This window comes from Luteibacter sp. UNCMF331Sha3.1 (assembly GCF_900109915.1).
In the GTDB taxonomy this organism is placed as follows: Bacteria; Pseudomonadota; Gammaproteobacteria; order Xanthomonadales; family Rhodanobacteraceae; genus Luteibacter.
Map to the genome: position 1 here is coordinate 1 of NZ_FOBU01000002.1, position 20,555 is coordinate 20,555.

The window sequence follows — 20,555 nt, forward strand, 5'->3', positions numbered from 1 at the left end:
TTTTTCTTTGCGCGCAGCGCGACCCGCAACAGGTCACCGCCAGGGGCTTTATCCCAAAAACCCGGTCTCATTGAGGCCGGGTTTTTTCTTTGCGCCTGTGGGAGCGCGCTCGCGCGCGATCAGGTGCTCGCCCCAAGCATCCCAATCCCCGGTGGGAGCCAGCCTGCTGGCGAACGGTGCTCGCGGCAAGCCCCCTTCGCCAGCAGGCTGGCTCCCACCAGGCTGATGCTTATCGGATTAGTCGGGTCCACCACATTCGACGGACCCGCACCAGCGACATGACACCCACGCGACAAGGCGGCATCATGTCCCCCGCGCTATGCGTTAACGGGACGGACGATGGAGTCACGACTCAACAGACGACAGGAAGAACTCATCGCGATCGTGCAGCGCGAGGGCTTCGTTGGCGTGGAAGATCTCGCCAGTCATTTCGACGTGGCACCCCAGACCATCCGTCGCGATCTCAACTTCCTTGCCGACGGTGGCCTCATCCGTCGCTATCACGGGGGCGTCAGCGCGCCCTCGAGCGTCGAAAACGTCGCTTACGCGGCACGCCAGGCGCTCCAGACCGACGAGAAGAATCGCATCGCGGCATCGATCGCCGCGGCCATCCCCAACGGCTCGTCGCTCTTCATCAATCTGGGCACGACCAACGAAGGCGTCGGCCGCGCGCTGCTGGATCATCGCGATCTTCGCGTTATCACCAACAACCTCAACATCGCGATCCTGCTCAGCGACAACCCGACGTTCGAAGTGATCGTCGCCGGCGGCGTGGTGCGTGGACGGGACCATGGTGTCACCGGCGAGGCCACGATCGAGCTGATACGCCAGTTCAAGGTCGACATCGGCATCATCGGCATTTCGGGCATCGAGCTCGACGGCACGCTCCTGGACTTCGACTTCCACGAGGTCCGTGTCGCGCAGGCCATCATCGAGCACTCGCGCCAGGTCTTCCTCGGTGCGGATCACAGCAAGATCGGCCGTAACGCGATGGTTCGCCTCGGCGACTTCTCGCAGGTCGACGCGTGGTTCACCGACCGCGAGCCGCCCGACGCCCTGCGACCGGTCCTCGACGCATCAGGCACCCAGGTCCACATCGCCGGCTAGCCCGCGCCCCGAGCAACGAGCCGCCCGACCTGTGGGAGCGCGCTCGCGCGCGAGCGCGCTCCCACAGGGCACCCGTTACCGCACAGCACACCATACGAACCACTCTTCGCTGCACTGCAGCGTGCGATGTTCGTTTATGTTCGAATATGCTCGTTTACATGCAGGCGAAGCCTGACCGCGCGTATGAAATGTTCGAATGCGCAAGGATCGATGCGCATGGCACGGAAAACGAACGTACCCGAGCGTAGGGTTTTCTTACCGTCGGCGGCATCGCCTCCCACCTCTGGAGTGCGCGATGGTCGAGCAGGTCGATGTCTTGGTGGTCGGTGGTGGTGTCAACGGCGTCGGTATCGCCCGTGACGCCGCGGGACGTGGTCTCAGTGTGTGGCTCTGCGAGCGCGACGACCTCGCGTCGCACACGTCGAGTGCCAGCACGAAGCTGATTCACGGGGGGCTGCGTTACCTCGAGCAGTTCGAATTCGCCCTCGTGGGCAAGGCGCTCGCCGAGCGCGAAGTGCTGCTCCGCGCCGCGCCGCACATCATCTGGCCGCTGCGCTTCGTCCTCCCTCACCAGCCGCACCTGCGCCCCGCGTGGATGATCCGCATCGGCCTGTTCCTCTACGACCACCTCGGTCGCGGCCGGCGCACGCTCCCGGGGTCGCGTCGCGTGCGCTTCGCCAAGCACGTCACCGGCGAACCCCTGCGCGATGACTTCAGCGTCGGCTTCGTCTACTCCGACGCCTGGGTGCAGGATGCCCGACTCGTCGTGCTCAACGCGATGGACGCGGCACGGCGCGGCGTGAAGATCGAGACGCACACGCGCTGCGTCAGCGCGCGCCGCGACGGCGAAGGCTGGACCGCGGAGCTCGAAGCGCGCGACGGCAGCCGTCATTTCGTGAAGGCACGCGCGCTCGTGAACGCCGCCGGTCCCTGGGCGGCGTCGTTCCTCGACGACGTCGCGCACGTGAAACACGATCACTCGCTGCGCCTGATCAAGGGCAGCCACATCGTCGTGCCGCGCATCTTCGACCATCGCTACGCCTACATCTTCCAGCAGCCCGATCGCCGCATCGTGTTCGCCATCCCCTATGAGCGCGACTTCACGCTCGTCGGTACCACCGATATCGAATACAAGGACGACCCGTCGCATCCGGTCATCACGGACGACGAAACCCGCTACCTCTGCGATGCCGCGAATCGCTACTTCAAGAAGCAGCTCACGCCGGACGACGTGGTCTGGAGCTACAGCGGCGTGCGTCCGCTGCTGCAGGACGAGTCGGGCAACGCGTCGGAAGTCACGCGCGACTACCTGCTCGACATCGACACGAAGGGCCCGCCGCTGCTCAACGTCTTTGGCGGCAAGCTCACGACGTTCCGCAAGCTCTCCGAGGAGGCCGTGGACCGTCTCGCGCCGCTGCTCGGCAACGAGCGTCCGGCGTGGACCGCCGACGCGCCCCCGCTGCCGGGTGGCGGCGAGCGCGACATCGACGAGCTCCTCGCCGACGTACGTGCGACGCGCCCATGGCTGCCGGAAACGTTCGCGTGGCGTCTCGTGCACAGCTACGGCACCCGTGCACGCGACCTGCTCGGCGAAGCCGATGGTCTCCACGCCTTGGGCACGCACTTCGGCGCCGACCTCTACCAGGCCGAGGTCGACTACCTCGTCCGCCACGAGTGGGCGACGGAAGCCGAGGACATCCTCTGGCGTCGCAGCAAGCTCGGCCTGCGCGTCGGTCCCGACGACGTCCAGCGCCTTTCCGCTTACCTATCCACGAAGCGCTGAGCGCTCGCGGTCCCCAGCGCGCGCCGGACTGCTGACCGGCGCGTGTTTCCCAGAAAAAAAGGAGTACTCAGCATGTCGGTGTACCTGAGTGAGTTCCTCGGAACGATGGTGATGATCCTGCTCGGCGATGGTGTCGTCGCCGGCGTGCTGCTGAAGGACTCGAAAGCGAAGGATGCGGGCTGGAGCGTGATCACGTGGGCGTGGGGCCTCGCGGTGCTCATGGGTATCTTCGTCGCCGCGAAGAGCGGCGCGCACATGAATCCGGCGATCACGCTGGCGATGGCGTCCGTCGGCAAGCTGTCGTGGTCGCTCGTGCCGGGCTACATCGTCGCGCAGGTTGCCGGTGCGTTCACCGGTGCCGTGCTGGTCTACTTCACCTACCTCGCGCACTGGCGCGGCACGCAGGACCCGACGGCCAAGCTCGGCATCTTCTGCACCATCCCCGCCGTGCGTTCGCTGCCGGCGAACCTGCTGACCGAAGTCATCGGTACGTTCGTGCTCGTTTACTGCGTGCTCGCCATCGGCAGCAACGACCTGTCCAAGGGCCTCGCGCCGATCGCCGTGGCGCTGCTCGTCGTCGTCATCGGCATGGGCCTCGGCGGTCCCACCGGTTACGCGATCAATCCGGCGCGCGACTTCGGCCCGCGCCTCGCCCATGCCCTGCTGCCCATTCCGGGCAAGGGCGGTTCCGACTTCGCTTATGCGCCCGTGCCCATCGTCGGCTCGATCGTCGGCGCACTGCTTGCCGCCTTCGCCTATACCGCCCTCGCAGCGTGAACCTGAGGACCCCAGACGTGACCACGAAGAAGAAGTACATCCTCGCCATCGACCAGGGCACCACGAGCTCGCGCACGATCCTGTTCGATCACGATGGCAACATCGCCGGCACCGCGCAGCGCGAGTTCACGCAGATCTTTCCGCAGCCGGGCTGGGTCGAACACAATCCGCGCGAGATCATGACGAGCGTGCTGTCGACGATGACCGAGGTCATAAGCAACTCGCAGGTCGACGCGTCGTGCATCGAAGGCATCGGCATCACGAACCAGCGCGAGACCGCGGTGGTGTGGGATCGCCACACGGGACAGCCGATCTACAACGCCATCGTCTGGCAGTCGCGACAGACCGCCGAGATCTGCGACAAGCTGAAGGCCGACGGCTTCGACGACATGGTGCGCGAAAAGACCGGCCTGCTCATCGACGCCTACTTCGCGGGCACGAAGGTGCGCTGGATCCTCGACCACGTGGAAGGCGCGCAGGAAAAGGCGGAAGCTGGCGACCTGCTGTTCGGCACGATCGACACGTGGCTCATCTGGAACCTCACTGGCGGCAAGGTGCACGTCACCGATTACACCAACGCGTCGCGCACGCTGATGTACGACATCTTCGAGCGCCGGTGGGACGACGAGCTGCTGAAGATGCTCAACGTGCCGCGCGCCATGCTGCCCGAGGTGAAATCGTCCAGTGAGGTATACGGCACCACGCAGGCGAAGCAGTTCTTCGGTCGCGAAGTGCCGATCGCCGGTATCGCCGGCGACCAGCAGGCCGCGCTGTTCGGCCAGGCGTGTTTCGAAGAAGGCCTCGCGAAGAATACGTACGGCACCGGCTGCTTCATGCTCATGAACACGGGCGAGAAAGCGGTGCGCTCCAAGAACGGCCTGCTGACGACGATCGCGTGGGGTGTCGATGGCAAGGTCGAGTACGCCCTGGAGGGCAGCATCTTCGTCGCGGGTTCGGTCATCCAGTGGTTGCGCGATGGCCTGCGCATGCTCGGCAAGGCGTCGGATTCGCAGGCGTACGCCGAGCGCGCGAAGGACAACGATGGCGTTTACTTCGTGCCGGCGTTCGTTGGCCTCGGTGCGCCGTACTGGCGTAGCGACGTACGCGGTGCGGTGTTCGGCCTGTCGCGCGGTACCACCAAGGAGCAGTTCATTCGCGCGGCGCTCGAATCGATGGCGTATCAGACGCGCGACGTGCTCGAAGCGATGCAGACCGATTCGGGCATCGAACTGAAGGAATTGCGCGCGGACGGTGGCGCGATCGCCAACGACTTCATGGCGCAGTTCCAGGCCGACATTCTCGACGTCACGCTGCTGCGTCCGAAGGTGCAGGAAACCACCGCGCAGGGCGCCGCGTATCTCGCCGGACTGGCGGTCGGTTTCTGGAAGGACAAGAAGGACATCGCCACGCGCTGGGCGGTCGATCGCGAGTTCAAGCCGGCGATGACGAAGGAGCGCCGCGACGATCTGTATGACGGCTGGAAGCAGGCGGTGAACGCGACGATGGGTTTCAAACCGCGCAACTGAGGCAAGCGCGTTCGCCAGCAGGCTGGCTCCCACCGACGGGCACTGGCCATTAATGGGCTGAGCTCTTTCGCCAGCAGGCTGGCTCCCACCGACGGTGATTGCCTGGTGGGAGCCAGCCTGCTGGCGAAGGGTGCTCGCGAAAGCGATCAATAAAAGAAGGGGCGGCGCATCGCTACGCCGCCCCTTCGTTTCAGGCCTTTCGACCGATCAACCGATCGTGTAACCGAACTGCTCTTCGAATGCCGTGGCGAACTGCTCGTACGTGAAGAACTGATTCTGCGTACCCGGGTGCTCGACCTTCAGCGCGCCCATCAGCGACGCCATGTTGCCGATCGTCTTCCAGTCGTAGCCCTTCATGATGCCGAAGATCAGACCGGCACGATACGCGTCGCCGCAGCCCGTGGGATCGACGACCTGGCGCTCGCGCGCCGGTCCGATCTCGATCGTTTCGCCACCGGCGTGGATCAGCGACCCGCGCGGGCCGAGCGTCACGATGTATGCCTTCACCTTCGACGCGATCTCAGTCGCGCTCCAGCCGGTGCGCTGCTGCAGAAGCTGCGACTCGTAGTCGTTGACGATGACGTACGTGGCCTTCTCGATCATCGAGCGGAACTCGTCGCCGTTGAACAGCGGCATCGCCTGGCCCGGATCGAAGATGAAGGGCACGCCACGCGCGGCGAACTCCTCGACGTGCTGCAGCATCGCCTCGCGGCCGTCCGGCGCGACGATGCCGAACTCGTAGTCGGGAATGTCGCGCACGTGGTTGTCATGCGCGTTCGACATCGCACCCGGATGGAACGCGGTGATCTGGTTGTTGTCCAGGTCCGTCGTGATGAAACACTGCGGCGTGAACATGTCGTCGTACTGGCGCACGCCGTCGAGGCGGATGCCGTGCTTCTCCATGTGCGCGCGATACGGCGCGAAATCCTGGCCCACCGTGGCGACCGGCATCGGGTCGCCGCCGAGCAGCTTCAGGTTGTAGGCGATGTTGCCGGCGCAGCCGCCGAACTCGCGGCGCATGGCCGGCACCAGGAACGACACGTTCAGGATGTGGACCTGATCGGGAATGATGTGATTCTTGAACTGGTCCTGGAACACCATGATGGTGTCGTAGGCGAGCGATCCGCAGATAACGGCAGTCATGCGTTGAGTGGCCCTGGAAGGATAGGTGGGACGACCCGGTCGGGTCGCCGCAAACGCCGCCCGCGACGGGTCCGGCAAACCTGCGGATCGTACCCAAAAACGGGTCCGGAGGCGACCTCCGATGTGGTGCCGGACCACGCGAGACGGGGAGGGCGCTCACGCATCATCCGGACTTACAAGGCTTTCTTAACGTATTCGCCCTTGCACGGGAGGGGGCGCCAATCTAGACTCGCACGCTTACTTTTTGCCGCTACGGGCGCCCGCCGCACCATGTTTAAGAAGTTCCGCGGACTTTTCTCGAACGACATCTCCATCGATCTCGGTACGGCGAATACGCTCATCTACGTGCGCGGTCAGGGCATCGTCCTGAACGAACCGTCGGTGGTGGCGATCCGTCAGGACCGCGGTCCCGGTGGCCCCCGTGCCGTCGCCGCCGTCGGTGGCGACGCCAAGCGGATGCTCGGCCGTACGCCGGGCAACATCGCCACCGTGCGTCCGATGAAGGACGGCGTTATCGCCGACTTCACCATGACCGAGGCGATGCTGCAGCACTTCATCAAGCAGGTGCATCGTTCGCGCATGCTCCGCCCGAGCCCGCGCGTGCTGGTCTGCGTGCCGTGCGGCTCCACCCAGGTGGAGCGCCGCGCGATCAAGGAATCGGCGGAAGGCGCCGGCGCCCGCGACGTCTTCCTCATCGAAGAGCCCATGGCCGCCGCGATCGGCGCCGGGATTCCGGTGCACGAGGCCCGCGGCTCCATGGTGCTCGACATCGGCGGCGGCACCTCCGAGGTGGCTGTGATCTCGCTGAACGGCATCGTGTACTCGCAGTCGGTGCGCGTCGGCGGCGATCGCTTCGACGAAGCCATCATCAACTACGTGCGCCGTAACCACGGCACGCTGATCGGCGAATCCACCGCCGAGCGCATCAAGCTCGAAATCGGCTGCGCCTTCCCGCAGAGCGAAGTCCGCGAGATCGAGATCTCCGGCCGTAACCTCGCCGAGGGCGTGCCGCGCATGTTCACGATCAACTCCAACGAGGTGCTCGAAGCCCTCCACGAGCCGCTCTCCGGCATCGTGGCGGCCGTCAAGGCCGCGCTGGAACAGACCCCGCCGGAGCTCTGCTCCGACGTGGCCGAGCGCGGCATCGTGCTCACCGGCGGTGGCGCGCTGCTGCGCGACCTGGATCGCCTGATCTCCGAGGAAACCGGCCTGCACGTGGCCGTGGCCGACGACCCGCTCACCTGCGTGGCGCGTGGCGGCGGCAAGGCCCTGGAGATGATCGACCAGCACGGCAGCGACTTCTTCGCGTTCGAATGATGACGGCGCGCAGCGGCGCTATGGCCGGAGCGCGCTGAATGGCCCTGAATCGCGACGACAAGTCGCCCCTGTTCGCACCGGGCGTGGCGGGAACGCTGCGCCTGATCGTGTACCTCGCGCTCGCCTGCGTGCTCATGGTGCTCGATCATCGCGGTGGCTGGCTGGGTAACGTCCGTTACGGCCTTTCGCTCGTCGTCGAGCCCGTCTACCGCATCGCCGGCCTGCCGTCGCAGGGTTTCCAGGCGGCGACGGTCGCGTTCGCCGACCGGCAGCGCCTGACCGAACAGAACCAGCGCCTGCGCGAAGACCTGCTGCTGGCCAACGCCAAGCTCAACCGCATGGCGTCCGTGGCCGAGCAGAACACCCGCCTGAAAGAGCTGCTCGACACCCAGCACAGCCTGTCGCTCAACGTGCAGCTCGCGCGCCTCATCGGCGTGGACCTCGGCAGTTTCCGCCACCGCATCGTGCTCAACGTGGGCGCGCGCGACAAGGTGCAGCCCGGGCAGGTGGTGATCGACGCGCGCGGCGTCATGGGCCAGATCGTCGAAGTGATGCCCACGACGGCGGTGGCGATGCTGATCACCGACCCCAACCATGCGATCCCCGTGACCATCGAACGCACGGGGCTGCGTACCATCGCCTACGGCTCGCGCGCGGGCGACATGCTGACGCTGCCGAACATCCCCGTGTCCGCCGATGTGCAGGTGGGCGACAAACTCGTCACCTCGGGGCTCGGCGGGCGCTTTCCGCCCGGTTTCCCCGTGGGCGAGATCCGCGACGTGGCCCAGACGGCGTCGGGCACCTTCCTGTCCGCGCAGGCGAAGCCGGCCGCCGATCTGGACCGCAGCGAAGACGTCCTATTGCTGCACGACCTCGCGGAATCCGCGGGTCCGCCGCCGCCCGCGCCCAACGTCGGGCCGCCGTCCGACCTGAAACCGGATCCGGCCGTCGCCCCGACGCTGCCGTCCGTGACGTCGCCCACCGCCACGCCGCTGCCCGCGCGCGCGTCCACCGCCGCCACACCGACGGGGGCCACGCCATGAATCGTCTCCGCGTTCGCCAGCTCTGGTTCGCCGCCACGCTGCTGCTGTCGCTGTTCCTCATGCTGATCCCGCTGCCGGGTCCGCTCACGCCGTTCAAGCCCTACTGGCCGGCACTGATCCTGCTCTACTGGTGCCTGCAGTCGGGCGATCGCGTGACGCTGGGGCTCGCCTTCTGCGTCGGCGTGGCCGCCGATCTCTTCGACGGCGTGCTGCTGGGCGAACAGGCGCTGCGGCTCACCGCGATGGTGTTCATCGCACTGCGCTTCCGCTCGCGCCTGCGTTTCTTCCCGATGTGGCAACAGTCGCTCGCCGTGCTCGGCTTCCTCGTCAACGACCGCATCCTGCTCCTGCTGGTGCGCGTGTTCGGTGGCGATCCGCTTCCGCCGGTGGAGTACTGGATCTCGCCGCTGGTCGGCGCGGCCCTGTGGCCGTTCGTCTTCCTGATCCTCGACGACCTGCGCGCGCGGCTGCGCATTCACGACGCATGAAGCGCCGGCGCGCCTCGATCAAGGAAAGCCGCGGCGAAGTCGCGCTGTTCCGTCGCCGCGCGCTCGCCGGCTTCGCGCTGATCCTGCTCGGCCTGTGCGCGGTGTGCGTGCGCTACGTGTACCTGCAGGTGCTGCACCACGAGGAATTCGTGGCGCGCTCGGACCAGAACCGCGTGAAGCCCCGTGCGATCCCGCCCGCGCGCGGTCTGATCTACGACCGCAACGGCGTGCTGCTCGCCGACAACGTGCCGGCCTTCCGCCTGGAAGTCACGCCCGAGCAGGTCGGCGACATGGACGACATGCTCGGCAAGCTCGGCGCCGTGGTGCCGCTCAGCGACGACGACATCGCCACCTTCCGCAAACAGGTGAAGCAGGGCCGCCGCTTCGAAGGCATCCCGCTGCGGCTCAAGCTGACCGAAGACGAGATCGGCCGCTTCGCCGTGAATCGCTGGCGTTTTCCGGGTGTGGACGTGGTGCCGTACCTCACGCGGCGCTATCCGCTCGGGCCGTCGATGGCCCACGTCATCGGCTACGTCAGTCGCATCGACACCGACGACCTCGACCGCATGGACGACGACGAAGAGGCCGGCTACAAGGGCACCACGCACATCGGCCGCATCGGCATCGAACGTTATTACGAGAAGCTGCTGCACGGCGCGCCCGGGTACGAGCTGGTGGAGGTGAACGCCGACGGTCGCACGCAGGCCGTGCTGGACACCACGCCGCCCACGCCGGGCAAGAACATCTACCTGAGCATCGACGTGCGCCTGCAGAAGGCGGCCGAGCAAGCGATGGCGGGCAGGGCGGGCGCGGCCATCGCGATCGATCCGCGCAACGGCCAGGTGCTCGCGTTCGTCAGCGTGCCGGACTTCGACCCCAACCTTTTCGTGAACGGCATCAGCTCCGCCGACTACAAGGCGCTGACCACCGCGCCCGACAAACCGCTGTACAACCGCGCGCTGCGCGGTGTGTATCCGCCGGGTTCCACCGTCAAGCCCTTCCTCGCGCTGGGTGGCCTCACGCTGGGCATCCGCCGCCCGAGCGACACCGTGCTCTCGACGGGCGAGTTCTGCATCCCGGGTCAGTCGCGTTGCTATCGCGACGACAAGCGTGGCGGCGACGGCACGGTGAACATGATCCGCGCCATCGAGCTGTCGACGAACACGTATTTCTATCGCCTCGCGCTCGACATGGGCATCGACCGGCTGGCCTCGTGGATGGGCAGCCTCGGCTTCGGCAAGAAGACGGGCATCGATCTCGTCGGCGAAGTGGAGGGCATCCTGCCGTCGCGCGAGTGGAAGATGGGCCGCAGCAAGGCCGGCTGGTACCCGGGCGAGACGATCATCGCCGGCATCGGCCAGGGCTACTGGGCCGTCACGCCGCTGCAGCTGGCGCACGCCACCGCGACGTTCGCGGGGCACGGCATTCCGTACACGCCGCACCTGCTGCTCGACACGCAGGATGGCGTCGACAGCCCGCGCGTGCCGCAGGCGTTTCCGCCGTCGGGGCCGTCCGTGGTGCGCAAGCAGGCCGACTGGAACGCCGTGAACGAAGGCATGGAAGCGGTCATCAACTCCGGCAAGGGCACCGGCAAGAAGCTGGGCATCGGCTTCCCGTACCTCATCGCGGGCAAGAGCGGCACGGCCGAGCGTTTCTCGCGCAAGACCGACGCCTACGACAACAACAAGAACACCGCGTACCTCGCCACCCGCCACCGCGCGCTGTTCATCGCGTACACGCCCGCCGACGATCCGAAGATCGCCGTCGCCGTGGTGCTCGAGGCTGGCGCATGGGGTGCCGCGGACTCCGGCCCGATCGCGCGCAAGATCCTCGATCAGTGGGTGGTCGACGAGGGTGGTCCGCGTCCGGCGGAACCGCCGCCGGGGCCGGTCGCCACCGCGGACGCCGATCCGGCGGATAGCGCCGACGAACCCGCCGCGCCGTCGAGCGCGGGCGAGCCGCCGCAGGACGACGGGGAGGACCAGTAACCATGTTCCCGCAATTCACCGCGCGCATGAAGCGCTTCGGCCTGCGGCTGCTGACGAAGCCGCGCCTCGACCTGCCGCTGCTGCTGGCGCTTTTCGTGCTGGCCATCGTGGGCCTCTGCAATCTGTACAGCGCAGGGGGCGACAACGTCTCGCTCGTGACCGGGCAGGCCGCGCGCTTCGTGCTCGGCGGCGTGCTGCTGCTGGTCATTTCGCGCATTCCGCCGCCGGTGCTGCGCTCGTGGACGCCGTGGCTCTACCTCGGCAGCACGGCGTTGCTGGTCGTGGTGGCCATCCTGGGCGAAGGGCGCGGCGCATACCGCTGGCTCGATCTCGGCGTCATGCGCTTCCAGCCGTCCGAGCTGCTGAAGCTGACGATGCCGATGATGGTCGCGTGGTATCTGCACCCGCGACAGCTGCCGCCGGGCTGGAAGGACATCGCCGTCGTGGGCCTGCTGATCGCGGTGCCCGCGGGACTGATCGCCGAGCAGCCCGACCTGGGCACGGCGCTCCTCGTGGCGGGCGCGGGCGCGTTCGCGCTGTTCCTCTCGGGCATGGCGTGGTGGCGCATCGGGTTGCTGGGCGGCGCCGTGGGCGCGGTGATCCCCGTGGCCTGGCAGTTCCTCCACGAATACCAGCGCAACCGCGTGCGCACGCTGCTCGATCCCGAATCGGATCCGCTCGGCAAGGGCTGGCACATCATCCAGTCCAAGATCGCGGTGGGCTCGGGCGGCACGTTCGGCAAGGGCTGGCAGCACGGCTCGCAGTCGCGCCTGGAATTCCTGCCCGAGCACACCACGGACTTCGCCTTCGCGGTGTTCTCCGAAGAGTTCGGCCTGGTCGGCGTGATCCTGATCATGCTGCTCTACGCGTTCATCATCGGGCGCTGCCTGTGGATCGCGATGAACGCGCGCGACACCTATTCGCGACTTCTGGCCGGCGCCATCGGCATGAGTTTCTTCGTCTACGTGGCGGTCAACGGCGGCATGGTGGCGGGCATCCTCCCCGTCGTCGGCGTGCCCATGCCGCTGCTGAGCTACGGCGGCACCTCGGCGGTTTCGCTGCTCACCGGCTTCGGCGTGCTGATGTCGATCCACGCGAACCGCAAGCTGCACGACTGAGGCGCGAGACCGCGAAAGCCTGAACATTCCCCGAAGCCCGCCCCGGCCATGCCACGACAGCGTGATACGCTTCCTTGCATGGATGAAGTTCTCGCCGCGCGCCGCGCACGACCCGCACGACACCTCCCGCGCCTCGCCGGCGCGATGCTCGCCTTCCCCCTGCTGTTCGCCTCCGCTGCGCATGCGCAGACCCATCCGGGGCAGGAGCAGCTCGTGCGCGAAGTGGCGAAAGACACGGGCAAGAGCAAGGCCTCGCTGAACGCGCTGCTCGACGGCGCGAAGAAACAGCAGGCGATCCTCGACGCCATCAGCCGCCCCGCCGAGGGCAAGCCGTGGCGCGACTACCGCCCGATCTTCCTCACCGAGCAGCGCATCGAGGCCGGTGCGGATTTCTACCGCGAACACCGCAAGCTGCTCGACGGCATCGGCCGCAAGTACGGCGTGCCGCCGGAATACATCGTGGCCATCGTGGGCGTGGAAACCTTCTACGGCCGCAACACCGGCAAGTGGAAGGTGATCGACGCGCTCACCACGCTCGCCTTCTATTACCCGAAGCGCGCCCCGTTCTTCCGCGAACAGCTGAAAGCGCTGCTCGAACTGCCGCAGAACCATCTCGGCGGTCCGATCGACACGCTCACCGGTTCCTACGCCGGCGCGCAGGGCTGGGGGCAGTTCATGCCGTCGTCCATTCGCGACTGGGGTGTGGATTACGACGGTGACGGTCGTATCGACATGAAAGGCTCGATGGGCGACATCTTCGCCAGCGTCGCCAATTACTTCAAAGACCATGGCTGGGAGACCGGCGGCCCGATCGCCATGCGCGCGCAGCCCGATCGTCGCGCCGTCGCGCCCGCGGTGCCGAAGGACTGGCGCCCGGTCAAGCCGATCGAGGCCTTCGTCGCCGACGGCTTCGCGCCGCTGAAGCACGTCAACCCGGGGCGCGACGCGCAGCTCGTCCGCCTCGACGGACCCAACGGCGACGAATACTGGTTCACCTTCCAGAATTTCTACGTCATCACCACCTACAACCGCAGCCCGATGTACGCGATGGCCGTCGACCAGCTGGCGCAGGAGATCCGCGCCCGTGTGAACGGACCGGCCTCGCGATGAACCGGCTCGTCGGGGGGCGCGCCGTTCTGGATCAGACCCGTGGCACGCGCACTGGCGCGCTCCTGCGGTGGGTGGTCGTCGCGCTTCTGCTTTCCTTGCTCGCCGCCTGTGGCGGCGGCAAGAACGCGCGACCCGCGGGCGCGCGTGCTGGCGGCGGCAGCTCGTCCTCGCAGCGCGGTCACGACGACATCCGCAAATCGCAGGGCTCGCGCTACCGGTCGAGCTCGGACAGCGTGCCCACCGATATTCCCGACGTCAGCAAGCTGCCCGAGCCGGTGCCGAAGGTCGAGCCGCGCGCGCTCTACGGCAACAAGTCGCCGTACTCGGTGCTCGGCCAGAGCTACACCGTGCTGCCATCGCCGCGCGGCTACGTGGAACGCGGCATCGCATCGTTCTATGGCAACAAGTTCCACGGCTACAAGACCTCGAGCCTCGAGGAATACGACATGTACCAGTTCTCGGCCGCGCATAAGACCCTGCCGCTGCCGAGCTACGCCCGCGTCACCAATCTCGAGAACGGCAAGAGCGTGATCGTGCGCATCAACGATCGCGGCCCGTTCCACGAAAACCGCGTGATCGACCTTTCGTTCGCCGCCGCCGTGAAGATCGGCGTGTGGCCCAAGGGCACCGGCCTCGTGGAAGTGCGCGCCATCGATCCCACGGAACCCGGCAGCGATCGCGGCGCGCCCTACGTGAACACCGCGCCGAAGCCCGCACCGATCACCGCGCCGCCGCCGCCCGCCCGTGTGGTGGCGACCGCACCTGCCGGCGCCCGCCCGGCCACGACCCCCGAACGCGCCGTCACCCGCGCGCCGTCGGCCGCCATCGCCGCTCCGGTCGGCACGTCGGCCGCTCTGGTGGGAGCCAGCCCTGCGGCCGAAACGAGCTCGCCTCAGCCCACCACGAGCGACGACCACGTCCCCGGCATGACCAACATCTCGCCCACCGAAGCCCTGCCGCCGCTCGCGGGCGCGGGCGCGGGCGTCGCCGCCGCGAATCGACCCGCCACCCCCGCCACGGGCGCGATCACCGCGCCGGCAGCCGGCAAACCCAGCATCTACCTCCAGGTCGGCGCGTTTTCCGATGCCGTCAACGCCAACCGCGTGGCCGACCGACTGAGCCAGGCCGGCCTCGGGCCGGTCAGTGTGGTGGAGGCCACCATCGGCGGCCGTAGCGTGCGCCGCGTCCGCGTCGGGCCGCTCGCCGATGTGGACACCGCCGATCGCGTCACCGACCAGATCGCCGGCATGGGCCTGCCCCGGCCGTCGGTCGCGGTAGACTGACCTTCTTTTTTCCCGCTTTGACTGGACCGCTGAAACGATGAAGCTTTTGCCCCGCTCCCTGTTCGCTTTCGCCGCCGCCGCGCTCGTCGCCGGCGTGACCGTGGCGCAGCAGACGCCCCCGCGTCCCTCCGTGCCGCGTCCCGTGGTGCCCGAGGCGCCGGTGCCGCCGCCGCCGGACGTGGAGGGCAAGAGCTGGGTGCTGATGGACTACAACACCGGGCAGATCATCGCGTCGAAGGATCCCGACGTGCAGCTCGAGCCGGCCTCGATCACCAAGGTGATGACCGACTACGTCGTCTCGGCGGAAATCGGCAACGGCAAGATCCACATGACCGATCCGGTCACGATCAGCGAAAACGCGTGGCGCGGCGGCGGTGCGGGCACCGACGGCTCCACCAGCTTCCTGAAGCTCAACAGCCAGGTGCCGCTGAAGGACCTGCTGTACGGCATGATCATCCAGTCCGGTAACGACGCCGCCATCGCGCTCGCCGAGCACACCGCCGGCTCCGAGCCGGCCTTCGCGAACCTGATGAACGCGTACGCGAAGCAGCTGGGCATGACCCACTCGCAGTTCCAGAACGCGTCGGGCTACCCGGTCGCCAACCACTACACCACCGCGCGCGACATCGCGGTGCTGTCGCGCGCCCTGATCCACGACTTCCCCGAGGACTACGCGATCTCGGCCGTGAAGGAGTTCGAGTGGAACGGCATCAAGCAGCACAACCGTAACCTGCTGCTGTGGCGCGACAACACGGTCGACGGCATCAAGACCGGTCACACCGCCGCCGCCGGTTACTGCCTCGCCGCCTCGGCGAAGCAGGGCGACGCCCGCATGATCGCCATCATCATGGGCGCCAGCAGCGAGAAGGGCCGCGCCGATGCCGCGCTGGCGCTGCTCAACTACGGTTTCCGGTTCTACGAGTCGCACAAGCTCTACGAAGCCAACAAGCCGCTGGCCACGCCGAAGCTGTGGAAGGGCGCCGAAAACACCCTGCCGCTGGGTCTCGCCGAAGACGCGATGGTCTCGGTCAAGCGCGGCGATTACGACAAGCTCAAGGCCAACCTCGACATTCCGACCACGCTGATCGCTCCGTTCAAGAAGGGACAGCAGGTGGGCACGCTGCGCGTGATGCTCGACGACCAGCCGGTATTCACCGCGCCGCTCGTGGCGCTGGCCGATGCCCCGGAAGGCGGTTTCTTCTCGCGCCTGTGGGACACGATCATGCTGTGGTTCCACAGCGACGGCGACAAGAAGTAAGAGGACAGGGCCATGCGTGAGATCGATTTCAGCGAAGCGCAGAAGGACGGCAAGGGCTTCCAGTTCCCGGGCGAGTTCGAGATCACCGCGATCGGCAACGCCAACGCGGGCCTCGACAAGCACGTGCCGTTCCTGCTGCACGGCATCGGTCTCGAGGTGCTCCACGAGACCCTGACCACCAAGCTCACCCCGGCCGGCAACTACCAGTCGGTCACCGTGAGCTTCGTCGCGCCGACCCGTGAGAAATACCTCGAAGCGCACAGCACGCTGCGCGCGGACGCGAACATCCGTTTCACGATGTAGCGCGTCGCGGACCCGTATCGCCAGCAGGCTGGCTCCCACCCGAGGGTCCCAGGGCCCGGCGGGAGCCAGCCTGCCTGTCGCGGCCGACGCTCTGGTGGGAGCCAGCCTGCTGGCGATGGGTGCTTGCGATAGCCTTGCATCCCAGGCCCTGAGCCCACAGCTTCCCCCCATCTCCTACGACCGCACCCCCATGACCCACCCCCTCAACGTCCGCCGGCTGGGGCGCGTCCCCTACGAAGCCAGCTGGAAGGCCATGAGCGCCTTCACCGACAACCGCACCGACGACACCGTCGACGAGCTGTGGCTGCTGGAGCACGATCCCGTCTTCACCCTCGGCCAGGCCGGCCTCGACGAACACGTGCTGTTCGCCGGCGACATCCCGGTCGTGCGCGTCGACCGCGGCGGCCAGGTGACCTACCACGGCCCGGGCCAGATCGTGGCCTATCCCATGATCGACCTGCGCCGCGTCGGCGTGGGCGTGCGGGAGCTGGTCTGCCGGATCGAACAGGCCATCATCGACACCCTCGGCGAGTGGAACATCGGCGCGGAGCGGCGCGAAGGCGCCCCGGGCGTCTACGTCGCCGAGGCCAAGGTCGCGGCGCTCGGACTGCGCATCCGCCGGGGGTGCAGTTTCCACGGACTGGCCTTCAACGTGGACATGGACCTCGAGCCCTATCACCGCATCAATCCCTGCGGGTACAAGGGTTTGGAGGTCACCCAGGTGGTAGACTTGGGCGGTCCGTCGCGATTGGCAGACGTGGAAGACGTCCTGGTTCAGGAATTCTGCAAGCAGTTCGGCTTCCACGCCGTGCCCGCCGATCCCATTCTCCCCGAACTCCCCGCGCGCCTTGCGGTCTGAGGCTGACAGACTTATGAGCCAGACTTCCGCCAATCCCCTCCGTAGCATCCCTATCGCCGTGGTCGACAAGCCGGGCGAGAAGATGCTCGGCAACGACAAGATCGGGCTTAACCGCGCGAGCTTCGACGCGTCGCAGCCCGTGCTGCGCAAGCCCGGCTGGATCCGCGTGCGCCTGCCGCAGGGCAACGCCGTGCAGCAGCTGAAGGCGCGCCTGCGCGAGAACTCGCTCGTCACGGTGTGCGAAGAGGCGTCCTGCCCGAACATCCACGAGTGCTTCTCCAAGGGCACCGCCACCTTCATGATCCTCGGCGAGGTCTGCACCCGCCGCTGCTCGTTCTGCGACGTGGCCCACGGCCGCCCGCTGGCGCCGGATCCGCTCGAGCCGGCCCGTCTGGCCGAGACCATCCGCGACATGCGCCTGCGCTACGTGGTGATCACCTCGGTCGACCGCGACGACCTGCGCGACGGCGGCGCCGAGCACTTCGCGGCCTGCATTCGCGCCGTGCGCCACGCCAGCCCGGACATCCGCATCGAGATCCTCACGCCCGATTTCCGCGGCAAGGGTCGCATGGAGCGCGCGCTCGACGTCCTGAAGGATTTTCCGCCCGACGTCTTCAACCACAACCTCGAAACCGTGCCGCACCTCTATCGCGAGGTCCGTCCCGGCGCCGACTACCAGTGGTCGCTCGATCTCCTCAAGCGTTTCAAGGCCCAGCACCCGACCGTGCCGACCAAGTCCGGCATCATGCTCGGCCTCGGCGAGACCATGGACCAGGTGCTCGAGACCATGCGCGATCTACGCGCCCATGACGTCGACATGATCACCATCGGCCAGTACCTGCAGCCGACGGCGCATCACCACCCGGTGGTCCGCTACTGGACGCCGGACGAATTCGAGGAACTGCGTGTCGCAGGCGAGGCCATGGGTTTTTCCCATGTCGCTTCCGGCCCGTTGGTGCGATCCTCCTACCATGCCGACCTGATGGCCCACGCCGCCGGCGTCGTCGAATAAACGCACCATCGAACACCGAGGCCCCGACTACATGACTCTTCGCCCCGCGATCGCTCTCCTGCTGGCCCTTTCGGCCGCGGGCGTCCAGGCCCAGAACGCTGCGCCCGCGCAGATGCAGCAGCCGGGATCGACCGCGCCGGCGACGAAAGCCGCGCCGCAGCCGAAGGACGCCTCGGAGGCCGCGACGTCGCCGGAGCCGCAGCGCAAGGAGTCCAGCCTGCCGCTGAAGCCGACGCCGGCCGAAGCGCAGGCGTCGCAGTTGTCGGCGCGTTTCCTCACGCGGTTCCACTACCAGGCGCAGCCGCTCGACGACGCCATGTCGGCCAAGATCTACAAGGCCTACATCGAGTCGCTCGACAGCGAAAAGGTGTTCTTCACGCAGGAAGACCTCGCGAAGTTCGAACCGCTGAAGACGCAGTTCGACGATGCCATCTGGAACCAGGACCTCGGTGGCCCGTTCTCGGTGTTCAACCTGTACATCACGCGCGCGGTCGACCGCATGAACTACGCGCGCGGTCTGCTCGCGAAGGGCTTCGACTTCAGCGGCAACGACAGCTTCAACTTCGACCGCAAGAAGGCCGCCGCGCCGAAGAACCAGGCCGAGCTCGACGACGTGTGGCGCAAGCGCACGATGAACGACTGGCTGCGCCTGAAGCTCGCCGGCAAGAACGACGACGAAATCCGCAAGACGCTCGACAAGCGCTACGCCACGTACATCTCGCGCGTGCGCCAGCTCGACGACGAAGACGCGACGCAGGCCTTCATGACCGCGTACGCGAATTCCACCGATCCGCACACCGATTACCTCGGCCCCCGCGCCGCCGACACCTTCGACATCGCCATGCGCCTGTCGCTGGAAGGCATCGGCGCGGTGCTGCAGGCACGCGACGACTACACCACCATCCGCGAGCTCGTACCGGGCGGCCCGGCGATCAAGTCCGGCAAGATGAAACCCGGCGACCGCATCGTCGCCATCGGCCAGGGCGAGACCGGCCCGATGGTCGACGTCGTCGGCTGGCGCCAGGACGACGTGGTCAAGCTCATCCGCGGCAAGAAAGACACCACGGTCCGCATCGAGATCCTTCCGTCGGACGCCGGCGTGGACGGCAAGCACGAGATCGTGACGCTCGTCCGCAAGAAGGTCACGATGGAAGAGCAGGCCGCCAAGTCGAAGGTCATCGACGTCAAGGACGGCGACGTCACGCGCAAGATCGGCGTGATCGAACTGCCCACGTTCTACCAGGACTTCGGCGCGCGCCGTAACGGCGATGCCAACTTCAAGAGTGCCACGCGCGACGTGTCCAAGCTGCTCACCGAGCTGAAGGCGCAGAAGGTCGAAGGCGTCATCATGGATCTCCGCAACAACGGCGGCGGTTCGCTCAACGAAGCCACCGAACTCACCGGCCTCTTCATCGATACCGGCCCGGTCGTGCAGGTGCGCGACGCACGCGGCCAGATCGACGCGCAGGGCGACGACGCGCCGGGCATGGCGTGGGACGGCCCGATGGCCGTGCTGGTCAACCGTGGTTCGGCCTCGGCGTCGGAGATCTTCGCTGCCGCCATCCAGGATTACGGCCGCGGCGTGATCATCGGCGAGCCGACGTTCGGCAAGGGTACCGTGCAGAACCTGGTCGACCTCGATCGCTTCGGCAAGGCCACCACGGGCGAGGACGCCAAGTACGGCGAACTCAAGATGACGATCGCCGAGTTCATCCGCATCAACGGCGACAGCACGCAGCTGCGTGGCGTCACGCCCGACATCCAGTTCCCGCAGAACGGCGACGCGAAGGAATTCGGCGAGTCCACCTACGACAACGCGCTGCCGTGGCGTCACATCGATCCGGCCGACTACAAACCGGTCGCCGATCTGAAACCCATCTTTGGCCCCCTCAACCAGAAGCACCAGGCCCGCGTGGCGAACTCGCCGGCGTGGAAGCTGATGCTCGACGAACTCGCGCAGTACCAGAAGCTGCGCGACAAGACCGACATCTCGCTCAACTTCGCCGCGCGTCAGGCCGAGCGCAAGCAGTACGAAGCCATCCAGACCGACTTCCGCAATCGTCGCAAGGCGATCTTCGGCGGCGACGGCAGCCCGGGCGATACGGGCGACGACACCGCGTCGTCGGACGACGGCCTCAACGCGAACGAGCGCAGCATCAAGACCGAGATCAAGCAGGAAGCCGACGCCAAGAAGGCCAAGGACACCCCGCTCGACGAAGCCGCGCACATCGTTGGCGACGAGGTCGCGATGATCAAGGCCGACCCGAAGGTCGCCGCGGCGGTGCTCCCGTACGGCGGTCGCAAGATCGACGCCCCGCAAACGGCGCAGGTGCCGGCAAAACCGGCACCGGGTACCAACCCGTAACGAAAAGGCGCCGAAAGGCGCCTTTTTTTTGCACCCGTCCTGGCCATGGGTTGAGTGCTCAACCAGCGTGCTCCC

Annotated in this window: 17 protein-coding genes; 16 read left to right on the plus strand and 1 reads right to left on the minus strand. The window is 67.0% G+C overall.

The window, feature by feature from the left end; translation table 11 throughout:
* The first annotated feature begins 339 nt into the window (after nt 1-339).
* From BMX32_RS08330 to glpK, 4 genes are all read left to right on the plus strand, one after another.
* Nucleotides 340-1,107: a DeoR family transcriptional regulator gene (locus BMX32_RS08330; RefSeq protein ID WP_089977175.1), complete on the plus strand. Its 768-nt coding sequence runs from the start codon at nt 340-342 to the stop codon at nt 1,105-1,107.
* A 295-nt stretch (nt 1,108-1,402) separates the two neighbouring features.
* On the plus strand, nt 1,403-2,890 hold the full coding sequence (glpD, locus tag BMX32_RS08335; RefSeq protein WP_089977179.1) for a glycerol-3-phosphate dehydrogenase: 1,488 nt from the start codon (nt 1,403-1,405) through the stop codon (nt 2,888-2,890).
* A gap of 72 nt (nt 2,891-2,962) precedes the next feature.
* Nucleotides 2,963-3,667: an MIP/aquaporin family protein gene (locus BMX32_RS08340; protein WP_089977182.1), complete on the plus strand. Its 705-nt coding sequence runs from the start codon at nt 2,963-2,965 to the stop codon at nt 3,665-3,667.
* Nucleotides 3,668-3,684: 17 nt separating this feature from the next.
* Nucleotides 3,685-5,193 carry a glycerol kinase GlpK gene (gene glpK / locus BMX32_RS08345; protein ID WP_089977186.1) on the plus strand — a complete coding sequence of 503 codons (1,509 nt, stop codon included), beginning with the start codon at nt 3,685-3,687 and terminating at the stop codon, nt 5,191-5,193.
* A gap of 207 nt (nt 5,194-5,400) precedes the next feature.
* Here glpK and BMX32_RS08350 read toward each other — a convergent pair whose 3' ends face one another.
* Nucleotides 5,401-6,336: a carbohydrate kinase family protein gene (locus BMX32_RS08350; RefSeq protein ID WP_089977189.1), complete on the minus strand. Its 936-nt coding sequence runs from the start codon at nt 6,334-6,336 to the stop codon at nt 5,401-5,403.
* A gap of 270 nt (nt 6,337-6,606) precedes the next feature.
* On the opposite strand from BMX32_RS08350, the gene BMX32_RS08355 reads away from it, so the two are divergent.
* The 12 genes from BMX32_RS08355 to BMX32_RS08410 all read left to right on the plus strand — a co-directional run bounded on the left by BMX32_RS08355 (nt 6,607) and on the right by BMX32_RS08410 (nt 20,480).
* Nucleotides 6,607-7,653 carry a rod shape-determining protein gene (locus BMX32_RS08355; protein WP_045831253.1) on the plus strand — a complete coding sequence of 349 codons (1,047 nt, stop codon included), beginning with the start codon at nt 6,607-6,609 and terminating at the stop codon, nt 7,651-7,653.
* Between the two features lie 38 nt (nt 7,654-7,691).
* A complete protein-coding gene (gene mreC, locus BMX32_RS08360; RefSeq protein WP_089977193.1) occupies nt 7,692-8,696 on the plus strand; it encodes a rod shape-determining protein MreC in 1,005 nt (334 codons plus the stop codon).
* A complete protein-coding gene (gene mreD / locus BMX32_RS08365; RefSeq protein WP_089977196.1) occupies nt 8,693-9,184 on the plus strand; it encodes a rod shape-determining protein MreD in 492 nt (163 codons plus the stop codon). The genes mreC and mreD overlap by 4 nt, the downstream gene beginning before the upstream one ends.
* Complete coding sequence (mrdA, locus tag BMX32_RS08370) at nt 9,181-11,172, plus strand: penicillin-binding protein 2 (protein ID WP_089977200.1); 1,992 nt, start codon at nt 9,181-9,183, stop codon at nt 11,170-11,172. Before mreD ends, mrdA begins: the two co-directional genes overlap by 4 nt.
* A gap of 2 nt (nt 11,173-11,174) precedes the next feature.
* The gene (gene rodA, locus BMX32_RS08375) at nt 11,175-12,290 is read left to right on the plus strand and encodes a rod shape-determining protein RodA (protein WP_089977203.1); all 1,116 of its coding nucleotides are present in this window, start codon (nt 11,175-11,177) and stop codon (nt 12,288-12,290) included.
* A gap of 144 nt (nt 12,291-12,434) precedes the next feature.
* Entirely contained in the window at nt 12,435-13,400 is a 966-nt protein-coding gene (gene mltB / locus BMX32_RS08380) for a lytic murein transglycosylase B (RefSeq protein WP_089980134.1), read from the plus strand.
* A complete protein-coding gene (locus BMX32_RS08385; RefSeq protein ID WP_089977207.1) occupies nt 13,397-14,683 on the plus strand; it encodes a septal ring lytic transglycosylase RlpA family protein in 1,287 nt (428 codons plus the stop codon). Before mltB ends, BMX32_RS08385 begins: the two co-directional genes overlap by 4 nt.
* Before the next feature lie 37 nt (nt 14,684-14,720).
* Nucleotides 14,721-15,941, plus strand: a complete 1,221-nt coding sequence (locus tag BMX32_RS08390) for a D-alanyl-D-alanine carboxypeptidase family protein (protein WP_089977210.1) — start codon at nt 14,721-14,723, stop codon at nt 15,939-15,941.
* Nucleotides 15,942-15,953: 12 nt separating this feature from the next.
* A complete protein-coding gene (locus BMX32_RS08395; protein ID WP_089977213.1) occupies nt 15,954-16,244 on the plus strand; it encodes a DUF493 family protein in 291 nt (96 codons plus the stop codon).
* 190 nt (nt 16,245-16,434) lie between these two features.
* Entirely contained in the window at nt 16,435-17,103 is a 669-nt protein-coding gene (lipB, locus tag BMX32_RS08400) for a lipoyl(octanoyl) transferase LipB (RefSeq protein WP_280140828.1), read from the plus strand.
* Between the two features lie 13 nt (nt 17,104-17,116).
* On the plus strand, nt 17,117-18,115 hold the full coding sequence (gene lipA / locus BMX32_RS08405; RefSeq protein ID WP_089977220.1) for a lipoyl synthase: 999 nt from the start codon (nt 17,117-17,119) through the stop codon (nt 18,113-18,115).
* Nucleotides 18,116-18,146: 31 nt separating this feature from the next.
* Nucleotides 18,147-20,480, plus strand: a complete 2,334-nt coding sequence (locus BMX32_RS08410; protein ID WP_089977225.1) for a carboxy terminal-processing peptidase — start codon at nt 18,147-18,149, stop codon at nt 20,478-20,480.
* Nucleotides 20,481-20,555 lie beyond the last annotated feature (75 nt).